This window comes from Nocardioidaceae bacterium SCSIO 66511, assembly GCA_023100825.1.
Taxonomy (GTDB): Bacteria; Actinomycetota; Actinomycetes; order Propionibacteriales; family Nocardioidaceae; genus Solicola.
This window is the reverse complement of sequence record CP095846.1, coordinates 2,743,220-2,760,358: the sequence shown is the minus strand read 5'-3', so window position 1 is coordinate 2,760,358 and position 17,139 is coordinate 2,743,220. Positions and strand designations below refer to the sequence as shown.

General features: G+C 67.8%; 13 protein-coding genes and 1 pseudogene. 11 read left to right on the top strand and 3 right to left on the bottom strand.

The features are described from left to right. Positions 1-71: 71 nt before the first annotated feature. A complete protein-coding gene (gene ileS, locus MU582_12940; protein ID UPK73344.1) occupies positions 72-3,233 on the bottom strand; it encodes an isoleucine--tRNA ligase in 3,162 nt (1,053 codons plus the stop codon). Positions 3,234-3,684: 451 nt separating this feature from the next. On the opposite strand from ileS, the pseudogene MU582_12935 reads away from it, so the two are divergent. The 7 genes and pseudogenes from MU582_12935 (at position 3,685) to MU582_12905 (ending at position 12,200) form a co-directional block, all read left to right on the top strand. Then, a pseudogene (locus tag MU582_12935) lies at positions 3,685-4,086 on the top strand (histone H1-like repetitive region-containing protein). A 117-nt stretch (positions 4,087-4,203) separates the two neighbouring features. Beyond that, complete coding sequence (locus MU582_12930) at positions 4,204-4,548, top strand: TraR/DksA family transcriptional regulator (GenBank protein ID UPK77167.1); 345 nt, start codon at positions 4,204-4,206, stop codon at positions 4,546-4,548. Continuing rightward, positions 4,521-5,105, top strand: a complete 585-nt coding sequence (lspA, locus tag MU582_12925; GenBank protein UPK73343.1) for a signal peptidase II — start codon at positions 4,521-4,523, stop codon at positions 5,103-5,105. Before MU582_12930 ends, lspA begins: the two co-directional genes overlap by 28 nt. Then, positions 5,102-6,031 (top strand): RluA family pseudouridine synthase, encoded by a 930-nt coding sequence (locus MU582_12920; GenBank protein UPK73342.1) that lies wholly within the window; start codon positions 5,102-5,104, stop codon positions 6,029-6,031. The genes lspA and MU582_12920 overlap by 4 nt, the downstream gene beginning before the upstream one ends. Positions 6,032-6,254: 223 nt before the next feature. Beyond that, positions 6,255-9,785, top strand: a complete 3,531-nt coding sequence (gene dnaE / locus MU582_12915; protein UPK73341.1) for a DNA polymerase III subunit alpha — start codon at positions 6,255-6,257, stop codon at positions 9,783-9,785. Then, on the top strand, positions 9,782-10,381 hold the full coding sequence (locus MU582_12910) for a hypothetical protein (protein ID UPK73340.1): 600 nt from the start codon (positions 9,782-9,784) through the stop codon (positions 10,379-10,381). Before dnaE ends, MU582_12910 begins: the two co-directional genes overlap by 4 nt. A gap of 49 nt (positions 10,382-10,430) precedes the next feature. Continuing rightward, positions 10,431-12,200 carry a DUF3352 domain-containing protein gene (locus tag MU582_12905; GenBank protein ID UPK73339.1) on the top strand — a complete coding sequence of 590 codons (1,770 nt, stop codon included), beginning with the start codon at positions 10,431-10,433 and terminating at the stop codon, positions 12,198-12,200. Between the two features lie 113 nt (positions 12,201-12,313). Here MU582_12905 and ybaK read toward each other — a convergent pair whose 3' ends face one another. Beyond that, positions 12,314-12,808, bottom strand: coding sequence for a Cys-tRNA(Pro) deacylase (gene ybaK, locus MU582_12900; GenBank protein UPK73338.1), 495 nt, complete (start codon positions 12,806-12,808; stop codon positions 12,314-12,316). A 9-nt stretch (positions 12,809-12,817) separates the two neighbouring features. Further along, positions 12,818-13,477 carry an LON peptidase substrate-binding domain-containing protein gene (locus MU582_12895; protein UPK73337.1) on the bottom strand — a complete coding sequence of 220 codons (660 nt, stop codon included), beginning with the start codon at positions 13,475-13,477 and terminating at the stop codon, positions 12,818-12,820. A 42-nt stretch (positions 13,478-13,519) separates the two neighbouring features. On the opposite strand from MU582_12895, the gene hisD reads away from it, so the two are divergent. Genes hisD through hisH form a run of 4 tightly spaced genes read left to right on the top strand, consistent with a single transcriptional unit; the run spans position 13,520 to position 17,119 of the window. Beyond that, positions 13,520-14,821, top strand: a complete 1,302-nt coding sequence (gene hisD, locus MU582_12890) for a histidinol dehydrogenase (protein ID UPK73336.1) — start codon at positions 13,520-13,522, stop codon at positions 14,819-14,821. Next, positions 14,821-15,900, top strand: coding sequence for a histidinol-phosphate transaminase (locus MU582_12885; GenBank protein ID UPK73335.1), 1,080 nt, complete (start codon positions 14,821-14,823; stop codon positions 15,898-15,900). The genes hisD and MU582_12885 overlap by 1 nt, the downstream gene beginning before the upstream one ends. Beyond that, on the top strand, positions 15,897-16,493 hold the full coding sequence (hisB, locus tag MU582_12880; protein ID UPK73334.1) for an imidazoleglycerol-phosphate dehydratase HisB: 597 nt from the start codon (positions 15,897-15,899) through the stop codon (positions 16,491-16,493). The genes MU582_12885 and hisB overlap by 4 nt, the downstream gene beginning before the upstream one ends. After that, positions 16,490-17,119: an imidazole glycerol phosphate synthase subunit HisH gene (gene hisH / locus MU582_12875; GenBank protein UPK73333.1), complete on the top strand. Its 630-nt coding sequence runs from the start codon at positions 16,490-16,492 to the stop codon at positions 17,117-17,119. The genes hisB and hisH overlap by 4 nt, the downstream gene beginning before the upstream one ends. The last annotated feature ends 20 nt before the right edge of the window (positions 17,120-17,139 follow it).

Below are 17,139 nucleotides of genomic sequence, written 5' to 3'. Positions count from 1 at the left end.
GCACCGACTGACAGAATCCGCGACCTCGACGAGGTCGCGGATTCTGTCATGTCCGGGTGAGCGTCGTCCCGTCAGCGACGGTCGAGGGAGAACCCGAGGCCGAGTGCGTCGTCGCGGCCGGTGTGGGTCAGCGGCTCGTCGAACTCGACGAACTCGACGGCCAGCACTTCCGTGGCGATCTCCGAACCGTGCTCGCGTACGGCCTCGGCGAGGTCTCCGTCGGCTGACCAACGGACCCGGATCCGGTCGGTGACGTCGAGCCCAGCGTTCTTGCGGGCCTCCTGTAGGGTCCGCACGACCTCCCGGGCCAGCCCGGCACGTCGTAGCTCGCTGGTGAGCTCGAGGTCGAGGGCGACAGTTTCGCCGCGGTCGTTGACGACCGACCAGCCTTCGCGGGGCCGCTCCGAGATGATGACGTCATCGGGACCGACGGTCACGGGCTCGCCGTCGACCTGCACGGTGGCCGTACCCGCGTCGCGCAGGTCAGCGGCCAGTGACTCCGCGTCAGCTGCCGCTACTGCGGCTGCGACCTGCGGAGTCTGCTTCGCGAAACGCTTGCCGAGCGAGCGGAAGTTGCCCTTGGCGGAGTACGCGACCAGATCGTCACCGGCGTCCGCGAGCGACTCGATCGTCCCGACGTTCAGCTCCTCGCAGATATCGCGGCGCAGCTCCTCGCCGAGGTTCGTCCAGGTCGCGGAGCCGACCAGCGCACGCCGTAGCGGCTGGCGCGTCTTCACCTTCGCATCGGCGCGGGCAGCCCGGCCGAGCTCCGTGACGCGCCGGGCGATATCGACCTGCTGGCCGAGGGCGTCATCGACCAGCGCAGCGTCGTAGGTCGGCCACGCCGCGAGGTGCACAGACGTCGGTGCCGACGGGTCGACCGAGGCCACGACGTCGCGCCACACGCGCTCGGTGATGAACGGGACGATCGGTGCGAGCAGCCGAGTGAGCACATCGAGCGTCTCGTGCAGCGTACGCAGCGCGCCGTCGTCGCCGTCCCAGAACCTGCGGCGGGAGCGGCGGACGTACCAGTTCGACAGATCGTCGACGAACCCCGCGAGCAGCGCGCCGGCGCGCTGGGTGTCGAAGTCGTCCATCGCCGTGGTGACGTCGCGTACGAGAGCGTTCGTCTGCGACGTGAGCCAGCGGTCGAGTACGTGGCGGTCGGCGAGCGGCGTCGCCTCCGCGGCAGGCGACCAGCCCGCCGTACGCGCGTACAGGACATGGAAGGCGACGGTGTTCCAGTACGTCAGCAGCACCTTGCGGACGATCTCCTGCAGCGCCGCGTGCCCGATGCGGCGGGCCTGCCACGGTGACCCGGAGCAGGCCATGAACCAGCGGACCGCATCGGCGCCGTGCTCGGCCATCAGCGGCATGGGTAGCAAGATGTTGCCGAGGTGCTTGCTCATCTTGCGGCCGTCCTCGGCCAGGATGTGCCCGAGACAGACGACGTTCTCGTACGACGACTGCCCGAACACCAAGGTGCCGACGGCCATCAGCGAGTAGAACCACCCACGCGTCTGGTCGATCGCCTCGCAGATGTACTGCGACGGGTACGCCCGCTCGAACAGCTCTTTCGAGCCCGGCGCATGCGGGTATCCCCACTGGGCGAACGGCATCGATCCGGAGTCGAACCACGCGTCGATCACCTCCGGCACTCGGCGGTACGTGCCGCCGACGCCGTCGCGAGTGAACGTGATGTCGTCGATGTAGGGGCGGTGCGGGTCGAGGTCGGCGAGATCGCGGCCGGTCAGCTCGGACAGCTCCTGCAAGGAGCCGACGCAGATCAGGTCGTCGGGATTCTCGTCGTTGCGCCAGATGGGCAGCGGCGTGCCCCAGTAACGGTTGCGGGAGAGACCCCAGTCGATGTTGTTGTTGAGCCAGTCGCCGTAGCGGCCCCATTTGATCGTCTCGGGATACCAGTTCGTATCGGCGTTCTCGGCGAGCAGCTGGTCCTTGATCTGGGTCGTGCGGATGTACCACGACGGCAGGCCGTAGTACATCAACGGCGTGTGGCAGCGCCAGCAGTGCGGATACGAGTGCTCGTACGGGACGTGCCGGTAGAGCAGGCCGCGCGTCTGCAGGTCGTCGACGAGTACGGCGTCGGCCTTCTTGAAGAACATCCCGCCGACCAGGTCGAGGGCGTCGTCGAAGCGCCCGCGGGTGTCGATCGGGTTGACCAGCTCGACGCCGTTGCGCCGCACCGACTCGAAGTCGTCGGCGCCGTAGACGGTCGCCTGATGCACCAGCCCGGTGCCGTCGTCGGTCGTGACGTACTCCTCGTTGACCACGAAGTGGCCGCGACCGGGCCAGTCCACGATCTCGAACGGCCGCTGGTAGGTCCAGCCGACCATCTCGGCGCCGGTGAACGAGTCGACCTTCGTCCAGCCTTCGCCGAGGACATCGGCCATCAGCTCCTCGGCGACGACCAGGGTCTCGTCGCCGTTGGTCGCGGTCACGTACGTCACGTCTGCCCGCGCCGCGACGAGCGCGTTGCTCGGCAGCGTCCACGGCGTCGTGGTCCAGATCAGGAGTGCGGCCTGCCCGGCGTACGGGCCCGAGGTCAGCGGTAGGCGTACGTAGACCGAGGGGTCGCTGACCGTCTCGTACCCCTGTGCGAGCTCATGGTCGGACAGCGCAGTGCCGCAGCGCGGGCAGTACGGCGCGATCCGGTAGTCCTGGACGAGCAGTCCCTTGTCGAAGATCTGCTGCAACGCCCACCAGACGCTCTGCACGTACGAGGAGTCCATGGTGCGGTACGGGTCGTCGGTGTCGACCCAGTAGCCCATCCGGTCGGTCATCTCCTCGAAGAGATCGACGTTGCGGAGCACTGCCTCGCGGCATTTGGCATTGAACTCGGCGACGCCGAACGCCTCGATATCGGGTTTGCCGTTGAAGCCGAGCTCCTTCTCGACGGCGATCTCGACGGGGAGCCCGTGGCAGTCCCAGCCGCCCTTGCGCTCGACCAGGTAGCCGCGCATGGTCTTGAACCGCGGGAATACATCCTTGAAGACGCGTGCCTCGACATGGTGGGTGCCCGGCGTGCCGTTGGCGGTCGGCGGACCCTCGTAGAAGGTCCAGCGCGGTGCTCCGGCGCGCTCGCGCAGGGTGCGCTCGAACGTCGCGTCGTCGCGCCACTGCTCCAGCACCTCGAGCTCGACGGCGGGAAGGTCGACGTGGGCCGGGACGGCCGGGTATCCGGCGTCGTGCCGATCGTTGGGGTCGCTACTCATGTCGTCCTCCGACGGGCCCGCATGGTGCGGGGATTCCGGCGAAGGGACGAGTCACGTCGGCGACGCGGCCCGCGGTACCACCCTTCTTGGCCGGCGTACGCCGACCCACTCGCGGTCATCGCTGCCGGTTCTACTGAGCGGATGCTTCCCGCGGTTCTTCCGGCGGCTCCGAGGTGATGGTTCGCCCCTGGTACGCCCCGGGCTCGCACCGTCCCCGGGTCGCTGCAGACGTACGGTTCAGGGGGTACTCGGCCCCATTTGCGCCATGCGACGAAATCAAGCATAGAGCCTGCTAATCCGGGGCGTCGAGCGGGATTCACGACGTGTTCCGTGCGTACCTTCTCGGGCCCGTCCGGCGAGGGAGTTTGAAGCGGGAGGTTTTGGAACCTATCCTCACGGCCACTTGGTGTGAGTCGGCGAGACGACCACCCACGGGTGTGAGGGGTTCCTGATGGCGAGCGCACGGAAGAAGTCGGGCGCCGTTTCACGCGGTGCGACAGCGGTCAAACGGGCCGCCGGCCGGGTCACGGGGCGTACGACGAAGGATGCGTCGGCGGACGGCAAGGCCGCGACGAAGAAGACCACCGCCAAAAAGTCACCAGCGAAGAAGACCGCGGCCAAGAAAACGGCGGCGACGAAAACCACCGCGAAGAAGACCGCAGCGAAGAAGGCGCCCGCGAAGAAGGCCGCGGCGAAGAAGGCGCCCGCGAAGAAGGCCGCGGCGAAGAAGGCGCCCGCGAAGAAGACCGCAGCGAAGAAGACCACGGCCAAGAAGACCGCGTCAAAGAAGGCGCCCGCCAAGAAGACCGCGTCAAAGAAGGCGCCCGCCAAGAAGACCGCGGCCAAGCAGGCGCCCGCGGCAAAGAAGGCGCCCGCCAACAAGTCACCCGCGAAGAAGGGTGCAACGAACGCCCAGCTCGCACGTTCCCTTGCGGTCCTCGACAACGAGTCGCCCTGGACCGCCGGCGAGCTGGGAGAGGTACGCGCCGAGCTCGAAAGCGACCGCGACCGACTGCGCGGCGAGATCGAGAGGTCCGAACGCGACCTCCAGGCGTTGCTGCGCGAAGGCGTCGACGGTGCGGGCAACGACCAGGCCGACGTCGGTTCGAACAGCCTGGAGCGCGACGCCGAGATGTCGCTCGCGCAGAGCCACCGAGAGCTGCTCCGGCAGGTCGAGCATGCGCTCGGGCGAATCCACGACGGTACGTACGGCTCCTGCGAGTCGTGTGGCAATCCGATCGGCAAGATGCGGCTGATGGCGTTCCCTCGTGCGACACTGTGCATGACATGCAAGCAGCGCGAGGAACGCCGCTGAGCGGCGAACAACCCCAGGACCACCCCGTCGACCGGCCACGCCGGCTCGGCTTGTTCGTGATCGTGGTCGTCGTGGCGTACGCCGTCGACGTCGTGACCAAGATCATCGCAGTTGCCGAGCTCGAGGGCCCGCCGGTCAAGACGGTTACCGTGATCCCACACGTTCTCGATCTCACGCTGGTCCGCAACTCCGGCGCCGCATTCGGCATCGCGACCGGCTTCACCGCGGTGCTGACCGCGATCGCGGCGGGCGTTTGCCTCGTCGTGGTGCGAATGGCCGGTAAGCTCCGCGACCCGATCTGGGCGTTCGCGCTCGGTCTGCTGCTCGCGGGAGCGCTCGGTAACCTCACGGACCGGCTCGTCCGTTCGCCGGGGCCGATGCGCGGTCACGTCGTCGACTTCCTGGCGCTGCCGAACTGGCCGGTGTTCAACTTCGCGGATTGCTGTGTCACGGTCGCGGCCGTGCTGATCGCGATTCAGTCGTTCCGTGGCATCGCCCTTGACGGCCACCGGGTGAACGACGACGGCGACCCCGACGAGCCCGCGGACGACGAGTGAGCGAACTTCGTTCCCTTCCGGTCCCGGACGGACTGGCGGGGGAGCGGCTCGACGCCGCGATGGCCCGGTTGCTCGGTCTGTCGCGTACCCGTGCTGCCGAGCTGGTCGCATCAGGTGAGGTGACCGTCGACGGCGAGCTGCCGGCGAAGTCTCTCCGTCTCGAGGCGGGGTCGCTGCTGGAGGTACGTCTGCCCGAGCCTCGCCCGAGCGCCGAGGTCGTGCCCGCGACGGTCGACACCCTGTCGATCGTGCACGATGACGACGACATCGTGGTGATCGACAAACCGGTGGGGGTGGCCGCTCACCCCAGCGTCGGCTGGACCGGACCGACCGTCGTCGGCCACCTGGCCGCGGCCGGGTTCGGTATCGCGACCTCGGGTGCGGCCGAACGCCAAGGCATCGTGCACCGGCTCGACGTCGGCACCAGCGGGCTGATGGTGGTCGCGAAGTCCGAGCATGCGTACTCCGTACTCAAGGCGGCCTTCAAACAACGCCGGGTCGAGAAGGTCTACCACGCTCTCGTGCAGGGTCATCCCGACCCGTGGAAGGGTACGGTCGACGCGCCGATCGGGCGGCATCCGCGCCACGACTGGAAGTTCGCCGTGATGGCCGACGGACGGCCGAGCGTCACTCACTACGACACTCTCGAAGCACACCGCTACGCGAGTCTGCTGGAGATCGTGCTGGAGACCGGGCGTACGCATCAGATCAGGGTCCATCTCAGCGCGCTCAAGCACCCGTGCGTCGGCGATCTGCAGTACGGCGCCGACCCACGGCTGGCCGAGCGGGTCGGGCTGGAGCGGCAGTGGCTGCACGCGGTCCGGCTCGGCTTCGAGCATCCGGCGACCGGCGAGCACGTCACGTACGCCTCGACGTATCCCGATGACCTGCAGCATGCCGTCGATGTCATCCGCGATGCGGCTTAGGCGCTCGATCGGGCCGTGAATTACCACGGGCCCGTGGTAATTCACGCCGCTACCCACCAAGTTTGCCGGGGAGCGGCGCGGTTTGCCGGGAAGCGGTGCGGACCTGGACGCCGGCGCGACAGGTCCCGCTGCGAGCCTGTCTCGATCACCACTGTCAGTGCCGTAGGGTTGAGTTCTTCCCCGAGGCGCCCGCCTGTTCGACCGCCCTGGAGGCCCCTGCGTAATGCCCAGCGACTCGTCTTTCGTGCACCTGCACGTCCACACTGAGTACTCCATGCTGGACGGCGCGGCGCGGATCACCGACATGGTCGCGCGCACTGCCGACCAGGGCATGCCCGCGATCGCGATGACCGACCACGGCAACGTCTTCGGCGCGTACGAGTTCTACAAGCAGGCGCGCTCCGCGGGCGTCAAGCCGATCATCGGCATGGAGGCCTACCTCACGCCCAACACCAGCCGCTACGAACGCAAACGGGTGCGCTGGAACAAGGGCGGCGACGACGATGTGTCGGGCGGTGGGGCGTACACCCACATGACCTTGCTCGCCCGCAACACCGCCGGCATGCACAACCTGTTCCGGCTCGCGTCGCGATCCAGCATCGAGGGGTTCTTCTACAAGCCGCGGGCCGACCGCGAGCTGCTGGCCGAGTACGCCGACGGTCTGATCGGCACGACCGGATGCCCGTCCGGCGAGGTGCAGACCTGGCTGCGCATCGGCGACTACGAGAAAGCCCGCGCATCGGCGGCAGAGTTCCGCGACATCTTCGGCGCCGACAACTTCTTCCTCGAGCTGATGGACCACGGTCTTTCCATCGAGGCCCGCGTACGCGACGGCCTGCTGCGCCTCGGTAAAGACCTGAACCTCCCGATGATCGCGACCAACGACTCGCACTACACCGACGCGGCCGACGCGACCGCGCATGAGGCGCTGCTGTGCGTGCAGTCGGGCAGCACGCTTGCCGATCCGAATCGGTTCAAGCTCGACGGTGGCGGCTACTACATCAAGACCGCGCAGGAGATGCGCGAGCTGTGGGGCGGCCAGGGCCTCGAGGAGGCGTGCGACAACACGTTGCTCGTCGCGGAGCGGTGCGAGGTCGAGTTCACCGAGGGCGAGGGCCGGTTCATGCCGCGCTTCCCGTGCCCCGACGGCGAAGACGAGTCGTCCTGGTTCATCAAGGAGGTCGATCGCGGTCTCAAGGAGCGCTTCCCCGACGGTGTGCCGCAGTACGCCGTCGACCAGGTGAAGCTCGAGACCGAGGTGATCATCGGCAAGGGCTACCCGGGCTACTTCCTGGTCGTCGCCGACTTCATCAACTGGGCGAAGGAGCGCGGCATCCGCGTCGGCCCCGGCCGTGGTTCGGGTGCGGGCTCGATGTGCGCGTACGCGATGCGCATCACCGACCTCGACCCGATCCCGCACGGGCTGATCTTCGAGCGGTTCCTCAACCCCGAGCGCGACTCGATGCCCGACTTCGACATCGACTTCGACGAGCGCCGGCGCGGCGAGGTGATCAAGTACGTCACCGAGAAGTACGGCGACGACCGAGTCTCGTACATCGTCACGTACGGCACGATCAAGGCGAAGCAGGCGCTCAAGGACTCCTCCCGGGTGCAGGGCTACCCGTTCTCGATGGGGGAGAAGCTCACCAAGGCGATGCCGCCCGCGGTGATGGGTAAAGACATCCCCTTATCGGGCATGTTCGACAAGGACCACAAGCGTTACGCGGAGGCCGGCGAGTTCCGGTCCCTGATCGAGGGCGACCCCGATAGCGCCAAGGTGTTCCAGACCGCCCGTGGCCTGGAGGGTCTGAAGCGGCAGTGGGGTGTCCACGCCGCGGGCATCATCATGTCCAGCGAGCCGCTCGCCGACATCGTTCCGCTGATGAAGCGCGAGCAGGACGGCGCCATCATCACCCAGTTCGACTATCCCGGGTGCGAGTCGCTCGGGCTGGTCAAGATGGACTTCCTCGGGCTGCGCAACCTGACGGTCCTCGACGACGCCGTCGCCAACGTACGCACCAACCGCGGCGACGAGGTCGTACTCGAGGATCTCCCGCTCGATGACCCCGAGGCGTACGCCCTGCTGTCTCGTGGCGACACGCTCGGCGTCTTCCAGCTCGACGGCGGGCCGATGCGCTCGCTGATCCGGTTGATGAAGCCCGACAACTTCGAAGACATCTCGGCGTTGATCGCGCTGTACCGACCGGGCCCGATGGGCGCCGACTCGCATACGAACTACGCGCTGCGCAAGATCGGCAGACAGAAGATCGAGCCGATCCATCCCGAGCTCGCCGAGCCGCTCGACGAGATCCTGTCCACCTCGTACGGCCTGATCATCTACCAAGAGCAGGTGATGGCCATCGCGCAGAAGGTCGCGGGCTATTCACTTGGCCAGGCGGATCTGCTGCGGCGCGCGATGGGCAAGAAGAAGAAGGAAGTGCTCGACGCGGAGTACGAGTCCTTCGAGTCCGGCATGCGCGAGCGCGGATACTCCGCCGATGCGGTCAAGACGCTGTGGGACATCCTGCTGCCGTTCTCGGACTACGCGTTCAACAAGGCGCACTCCGCGGCGTACGGAGTCATCTCGTACTGGACCGCCTACCTCAAGGCGCATTACCCGGCCGAGTACATGGCCGCACTGCTGACCAGCGTCAAGGGCGACAAGGACAAATCGGCGATCTACCTCAACGAGTGCCGCCGGATGGGCATCAAGGTCTTGCCACCCGACGTCAACGACTCGGAGTCCAACTTCACCGCGGTCGACGTCGACATCCGCTTCGGGCTGTCGGCGGTACGCAACGTCGGCCACAACGTCGTCCGAGGCATCATCGAGGGTCGCGAAGAGAACGGCCGTTACAGCGACTTCGCCGACTTCATGGACAAAGTGCCGACCACGGTGTGCAACAAGCGCGTGATCGAGTCCTTGATCAAAGCGGGCGCCTTCGACTCGATGAAGCATGCGCGGCGTGCACTCGTGACGGTTCACGAGGAGGCCGTCGACCAGTACGTCGACGTCAAGCGCAATGAGGCCATCGGTCAGGACTCCCTGTTCGGCGGGCTGTCCGACGAAGACTCTTTCGGAGGAATGGCCGTCACCGTTCCCGAGATCGAGGAGTGGGAGAAGCAGACGCTGCTCGGCTACGAGCGCGAGATGCTCGGGTTGTACGTCTCCGACCACCCGTTGTTCGGGCTGGAGCACGTCCTACGAGCGAGCGGCGACTGCTCGATCGGAGACCTCGTCACCGATGAAGAGCGCCCCGACGGCTCGAATGTCACCGTCGCCGGCCTGATCACCAACGTGACCCGCAAGCTGACGCGTAAAGGCGACACGTGGGCATTGGTGACACTCGAGGACCTCGAGGGCGCGGTCAACGTGATGCTGTTCCCGTCCTCGTACCAGCTGGCCGCGCCGATGCTCGCCGAGGACGCGATCGTCACGATCAAGGGCCGGCTCAAGCGCGGCGACGACGTACCCGAGCTGATCGGCAGCGAGGTGCACGCGCCCGATCTGTCCACCGAGGTGAGCGGGCCGGTGGTCGTCTCGATCCCGACGGCGCGGTGTACCAGCCATACGGTCGAGCAGCTCAAGGAGGTGCTGTCGGCCCACCCGGGTGTCAACGACGTGCACCTACGCCTGCTCGGGCGATCGGGCAGTAAGTTGATGCGTCTCGACGACCGTTTGCGAGTGACACCGGGGGCCGCGCTGACCGCGGATCTGAAGGCACTGCTCGGCCCGAACTGTCTCGCACAGTGACCGCCGACTTCGCGTACGCGGGCCGGCGTGCAGCAGACCACCGACCGGTGCCGAGCTGGGCGAGTGCCGTGGTCGTGACGCTGCTCGTCTTCGTCGTCCTCGGTGCGCTCGCCGGTTGGGTGTGGTCGGCGCTGGCGCAGCCGGCCGAGTACGCCGCGTACCGCGGACCCGACGGCCTGATCGCGTACTACTCCTCGGAGGCCGAGTTCGGTCACGACTTCGAGGTCGACCTGGTCTACGCCGGCATCGGCGCTCTCGCGGCCCTCCTCGGCGGACTCGTCACCGGATGGCGGTATTGGGGGCTCGGCTGGCCGGTCACGGCGCTCGCCGGCGCGGTCGCCCTGCTGACCGCGTGCCTCGCGTGGTGGCTCGGCACTCAGTTCGGCCCGGCGTCGCTCGACGAATCGCTGGCCGGTGCACGGGCAGGCGATACGTTCACGGGTCCGGTGGAGCTCGGCGCCCGCTCGATAGTGTTGATCTGGCCCATAGCGGCCCTGATCGGTGTCATGGTGTCCGTATGGCTCCGGGCACCGCGCGACGAGCTGTTCTACGGTGCGACCGAAGTCACCTCGAGCCCGGCGGAACCCACCGCATGAACGCGACGTCGAACGGTCGGCAGGGGGCCAACCGCGAAAGGGGAATGACGTGAGTACGAATCAGCCGCCACCCAACGGGGGATCCCAGGGAGGGCAGCCTCCGTACGGTCAGCAGCATCCGCAGTCCCCTCAGGGGCCGCCGCCACAGTACGGCCAGCCGCAGGGTCGGCCGGCCGGTCCGGCTCAGTACGCCGCGCAGCCGCCGCAGGGCCCGCCGTCGGGCGGGCAGTGGGTCGAGCAGGGCCCGCACGAACCCGCGCCGAAGGGCCGGCGTAAGGGCATCTTGATCGGCGTCGGTGGCATCGCCGTCGTCGCGCTGATCGCGGCGGGCGGCGTCTTCGCCTGGTCGAAGCTTTCCGGCGGTGGCCCGCAGCCGGCGGAAGCCGTTCCGTCCGATGCGATGGCCTACGTACGCCTCGACCTCGACCCGTCGGCGTCGCAGAAGCTGGATGCGATGTCGCTGCTGCACAAGTGGCCGGAGTTCGAGGAATCCACGGGCATCTCCGATGACGACGTCGACCTGCGCAAGCTCTTCGTCGACGAGGTGTTGTCGTCCGACGGCTGTGATGTCGACTATGCCGACGACATCGAGCCGTGGATCGGTGATCGGCTCGGATTCGCGCTTGTCCCGGGTGACGATTCGCCCGCGCCGATGCTCGCCGTGCAGGTGAGCGACGAGGACAAGGCGAAGGCCGGAGCCGAGAAGATCGCCGACTGTGCCGGCGGTATGAACATGGCCGGGCCGACGATGCCGTCGTCGTACTCCGATACGGCGATGGACGACGTCTCGTACGCCGAGGGCGACGACGCGAGCAATCTCGGTGTGTCCTTCTCGGGCGACTACATGGTCGTTGCGCCGAGCCAGGATCTCGCCGACGACTTCGCCAAGGACGCCGAGAACGACTCGCTGGCGTCGTCCGCGGCGTTCTCCGACGACATGGACGCTCTCGGCGACGAGGGCATCGCCTCGATGTGGTTCGACGCTGACGCGTTCGTCGATGCCGCGAAGGAGCTCGGCATGCCCGCCGAAGATCTCGAGGCGTTCAAGGCGAATGCCTCCGGTACGGCAGCGGCCGCGCTCCGTGCGGGAGACAACTACCTGGAGCTGGTGGGCGCGAGCGACGCCGATGCGGGCGCTGCGGGCGCGAAGGCCGATATCGGCGGGCTTTCGGACTCGACGATGGTCGCCGCGTCGGTCTCCGACGGTCAGGCACTCGTCGACAACTTCTGGGGTCAGCTCGAGTCCGGCATGGCCGCCGATATGGCGCCGCAGTTCCAGTCGATCGTCAGTGAGATCGAGCAGAACACCGGACTGACGCTGCCCGATGACCTGTCGACGCTGTTCGGGGAGAAGTTCCTGCTCGCCGTCGACAGCGAAGGCCTCAGCCCCGAGATGGAGTCGAGCTCACTCGCGGACTACAACGCGGGCATGCGGTTCACCTCGGATCCCGCCGAGTTGACACCGGTCATCGACAAGCTCGAGACCCAGCTCGGCATGCTGGGTGGCCCCGAAATGAGCGATGCCCTCGTCAAGGAGGAGACCGACGACGGAATGGTCGTCGCGACCAACGACGACTACGCGGCCCAGCTCACCGATGGTGGCGGCGATCTCGGCGACTCGGACGCGTTCAAGACCGCAGTTCCGGCAGGCGACAACGCGGTCAACGTGGTCTACGTCAACCTCGACGAGATCAGCGAGCTCGCGACCGACCCAGATGATGAGGACGTCAAGATGCTCGAGCCAATGCAGGCGTTCGGGTTCGCGACGGAGAAGAAGGACGATCGGGCCGTTGCAACGATGCGGCTCACGTTCGACTGAGAGGTCACACGCGGCGGATGTTCACCAGGCTTACCTGGTGAACATCCGCTTCGCATTGCACAGTCGTCGCGCAAAGCGGCCGATTGCCATGCCCGCTGAAACGGGACATTGGACTAGCGGGCGATCGGCGCGATCGTCGCCGCCGTTGCCGTCACCAGATCGTCGGGGGCGAGCTCCAGGTCGAAGCCCCGACGTCCGCCGGAGACCAGGATCGTCTCGTACGCCGACGCGGTGGCGTCGAGCACGGTACGCAGCGCGCGCCGCTGTCCGATGGGGGAGATGCCACCCACGACGTACCCGGTGACCCGTTCGGCATGCGCCGGGTCGGCCATCGCGGCCTTGCGGCCGCCGACTCCGCGGGCGAGCGCTTTCGGGTCCAATGAGCGAGAGACCGGCACGATGCCGACGACGAGCGACTCATCGACCGTCGCGAGCAATGTCTTGAACACCCGGTCGGCATCCACGCCGAGACGGTCGGCCGCTTCGCGTCCGTACGACTCCGCCGCCGGGTCGTGTTCGTACGAATGCGCCGTGAAGTCGATTCCGGCACGGGTGAGTGCTGTCGTTGCCGGGGTGGACCCGGCCGCAGCCTTCTTGCGTCGTGACATCGCGGGGCGTCAGTTCGGCGACCAGGCGGTCGGGTTGATGTCTGTCGCCGGCAGGCTGGGGATCGCCCGGATCGCCGACATCTCGGCGACGACCAGCCTGCTCACCTGGCGCAGTCTGGTCGCGGCGTCGGGCGCCTCCAACAGGCCCTGCCGGTCACGCAGGGTCAGCACGGCGCCGGCCGAGAGCGCGTACGACATCGACAGCGGCTCGGTCGGGATCTCGACCGAGCCGATCGTCGCGCCGGCCGACGCGAGCAACTCGATGTACGCCTCGAAGATGGCATGGGCGCGGGTGGCGGCGTCGGCGGCGTCGGGGCCGACCTCCTCGGGCAGGTAGGTGATATCGGCCCACAGGTGGCTCCGCGAGTCGATCACCGTGTCGAGGCGGACGCGTCGACCGGCCTCCACGGTCACGTCGACGCCGTCGTCGACCTCTTCGGCGTCGGTGAGCCGAAGCTCGCAGCCGACCCGATGCACAGACTTCACACTCGCCTGTCCGACCTCGTAGCCCTCTCGGATGGCGACCGTGCCGAACAGCCGCTCCTCTTCGGGCAAGGTCAGCAGCCGGGAGATGAGCTCGAGGTAGCGGTCCTCGAACACGTGCAGTGACATGGAGGTACCGGGAAACGTGACGGTGCCCAGCGCGAACATGGGAAGAGTCGAGCCCACGCGGTCAACCTACCTGTCCGGCCGTCTTCGTAGAATGTGGCCATGATCCGGCGACTCGACCTTCGCGGCATGTCCGCAAGCACTCCCGTCGACTACCGCGCCGTCGTACCCCGTGCACAGTTCGACGTCGAAGCCGCCGTCGAATCGGTTCGCCCGATCTGCGACGACGTACGCAAACGCGGCTCCGACGCCGTACGCGAGGCGACCAAGCGGTTCGACGATGTCGACCTCGATGACGTACGGGTGCCGCAGTCGGCGCTGCATGCCTCGCTCGAGCGGCTCGACCCCGACGTACGTGCCGCTCTCCAAGACTCGATCGCGCGCCTGAGAACGACCTGTGAGGCGGAGCTGGAGTCCGATGTCACGACCGAGCTCGCAGCGGGCGCTACCGTCGAGCGTCGCATCGTGGCGGTCGAACGCGTCGGCCTGTACGTCCCGGGCGGGCTGGCCCCGCTGGTGAGCAGTGTGGTCATGAACGTCGTGCCTGCTCAGGTGGCGGGTGTCTCCTCGATCGCGTTGTCCAGCCCGCCCGGGTCCGACGGCCGCCCACACCCCACCGTGCTCGCGGCTTGTGCGCTGCTCGGCGTCGACGAGGTGTACGCGGTCGGGGGAGCCCAGGCGATCGCGATGTTCGCGTACGGCACCGACGACTGCCGGCCGGTCGACCTGGTGACCGGCCCCGGCAACATCTACGTTGTTGCGGCCAAGCGGCTGGTGACCTCGGTCGTCGGCATCGACTCCGAGGCCGGCCCGACCGAGATCGCGATCCTCGCCGATGAGACGGCCGATCCCGCGTACGTCGCGGCCGACCTGATCAGCCAGGCCGAGCACGACCCACTGGCCGCGAGCGTGCTCGTGACCGACAGCGAATCGCTCGCCGACGCCGTCGACGGTGAGCTGGCGGGCAAGATCGCGACCGCGCGCCACCGCACTCGCATCGAGACCGCCCTGACCTCCGAGCAGTCGGCGATCGTGCTGGTCGACGATGTAGAGCAGGGCCTCGAAGTCGTGAACGCTTACGGAGCCGAGCACCTGGAGATCCAGACGGCCGACGCCGCGAGCCTGGCAGCACGGGTGCGCAACGCCGGCGCCGTGTTCGTCGGGGCGTACTCCCCGGTGTCGCTCGGCGACTACAGCGCCGGATCCAACCACGTCCTGCCCACGGCGGGCGCGGCCCGCTACAGCTCCGGTCTGTCGGTGCGCGCGTTCTGTCGCAACATGCAGGTCATCACGTACGACCGGGGGGCTCTCGATGAGGTGGGCAGGGGCGTGGTGACCCTTGCGGAGGCCGAGGACCTCCCGGCGCACGGTGCGGCCGTCTCCGCGCGGATCGGCGATGCGTGATGGGTGTCGCCGATTGGGTCCCGATCCGCGAGGAGCTGCGCTCCGAGGAGCCGTACGGTGCGCCGCAGCTCGATGTCACGGTCAGGTTGAACACCAACGAGAACCCGTACGGCCCGAGCCCGCGGGTCGCCGATGCCATGGCACGGCGGATCGCCGCGGTCGCGGGTGAGCTGAACCGCTACCCCGACCGGGAGGCGACCGACCTGCGCAGCGCGCTCGCCGACTACCTGAGGCACGGCCTCACCGCCGACGCCGTGTGGGCGGCGAACGGCTCCAACGAGATCATGCAGCAGATCCTGCAGGCGTTCGGCGGGCCTGGCCGCACTGCGTTGTCGTTCGCGCCGACGTACTCCATGTACCCCGAGTACGCCCGCAACACCCACACCCGGTGGGTCACCGGGCGCCGTGACGACGACTTCGGGATCGACCTCGAACGCGCGACCGCCCTGGTCGGCGATGAGCGCCCCGACGTCGTGCTACTGACCTCGCCGAACAACCCGACCGGCACGGCCCTCCCGCTCGAAACGGTTAGAGCGGTCTGCGACGTCGCGCCCGGCGTCGTGGTCGTCGACGAGGCGTACGCGGAGTTCCGCCGCGACGGAACCCCAACGGCGCTGGAGCTGCTCGCCGACTATCCGCGGCTGCTCGTCACCCGCACCATGAGCAAGGCGTACGCATTCGCCGGAGGCCGCGTCGGCTACGTCGCGGCCGCGCCGCAGGTCATCGACGCGCTGCGGATCGTGCGTCTGCCGTACCACCTGTCGGCGCTCACCCAGGCGGTCGCGCGAGTAGCCCTCGACCACTCAGGCGAGCTGCTGGCCCGCGTCGAGGAGCTCCGCGAGACGCGCGACAAGCTCGCCGCACAGCTGCGCGACCTCGATCTCCAGGTAGCGGAGTCCGATGCGAACTTCATCCTGTTCGGGCGATTCGACGATCGCCACGCGGTCTGGCAGGGCCTGCTGGACCGCGGCGTGCTGATCCGCGAGACGGGGCCGCCGGGTTGGTTGCGGGTGTCGGTCGGCACGCCCGACGAAACCGAGACGTTCCACGCTGCATTACGAGAGGTGCTCAGCAGATGAGCCGTACGGCACGAATCGAACGAGAGACAACCGAGTCGCACGTCGCCGTCGAGGTCGATCTCGACGGCACCGGCAGGGCGACGATCTCGACCGGGGTCGGCTTCTACGACCACATGCTCACCGCGTTGTCGCGGCACTCGCTGATCGACCTCACCGTGCAGGCGAAGGGCGATCTGCACATCGACGCGCACCACACCGTCGAGGATGTCGCGATCTGCATCGGGCAGGCGATCCGCGAGGCGCTCGGCGACAAGGCCGGCATCCGCCGCTACGGCGACGCTCTGGTGCCCCTCGACGAGGCGCTCGCGCAGGCCGTCGTCGACGTCTCGGGCCGGCCGTACTTCGTACACAACGGCGAGCCGGAGCGTCAGATCACCGCGATGATCGGCGAGTACCCAGGCTCGCTGACGGCCCATGTGTTCGAGTCGATCGCTCACCACGCCGCGATCACGCTGCACGTACGCCTACTCGAGGGTCGCGACCCGCACCACATCGCGGAGGCACAGTACAAGGCGGTCGCGCGCGCTCTTCGTACGGCGCTCGCGCCAGACCCGCGCGAGACGGGCGTTCCGAGTACGAAGGGCAGCTTGTGACGACAGTGGTCGTGCTCGACTACGGGTCGGGCAATGTCCGCTCAGCCGTGCGAGCGCTCGAACGCGTCGGCGCCGACGTCACACTGAGCGATGACGAGGCGCTCGCTACCGAGGCAGCCGGACTCGTCGTACCCGGTGTCGGCGCGTTTGCCGCGTGCATGGAGGGCTTGAGTGCTGCGAGAGGCGATCGGATCATCGACCGGCGTCTTGCCGGCGGCCGTCCGGTGCTCGGTGTGTGCGTCGGGATGCAGGTGCTCTTCGAGCGGGGCATCGAGCACGGCCAGAAGACGGCCGGCTGCGCGCAGTGGCCGGGTGTCGTCGAGCGCCTCGACGCCGAGATCGTCCCGCATATGGGCTGGAACACCGTTGAGGCACCGGCGGGCTCGTCGATGTTCGAGGGAATCGACGACGAGCGGTTCTACTTCGTGCACTCCTACGGCGTGCGCGATTGGACCATGGAACCCGTCGAGCACCTACGGCCGCCGACGGTGACCTGGACGCCGTACTCCGGCGACCGCTTCGTCTCGGCTGTGGAGAACGGCCCGCTGTGGGCGACGCAGTTCCATCCGGAAAAGTCCGGTGACGCCGGCGCCGCGCTGCTGTCCAACTGGCTGCGTACGCTCTAACAGACGGCATCAGGTCGTGG

Excerpts from the sequence above, each read along its gene's own strand:
- ileS (UPK73344.1), bottom strand. The coding sequence starts at position 3,233 with ATGAGTAGCGACCCCAACGATCGGCACGACGCCGGATACCCGGCCGTC.
- lspA (UPK73343.1), top strand. The coding sequence starts at position 4,521 with ATGCAAGCAGCGCGAGGAACGCCGCTGAGCGGCGAACAACCCCAGGAC.
- dnaE (UPK73341.1), top strand. The coding sequence starts at position 6,255 with ATGCCCAGCGACTCGTCTTTCGTGCACCTGCACGTCCACACTGAGTAC.
- ybaK (UPK73338.1), bottom strand. The coding sequence starts at position 12,808 with ATGTCACGACGCAAGAAGGCTGCGGCCGGGTCCACCCCGGCAACGACA.
- hisD (UPK73336.1), top strand. The coding sequence starts at position 13,520 with ATGATCCGGCGACTCGACCTTCGCGGCATGTCCGCAAGCACTCCCGTC.
- MU582_12885 (UPK73335.1), top strand. The coding sequence starts at position 14,821 with ATGGGTGTCGCCGATTGGGTCCCGATCCGCGAGGAGCTGCGCTCCGAG.
- hisB (UPK73334.1), top strand. The coding sequence starts at position 15,897 with ATGAGCCGTACGGCACGAATCGAACGAGAGACAACCGAGTCGCACGTC.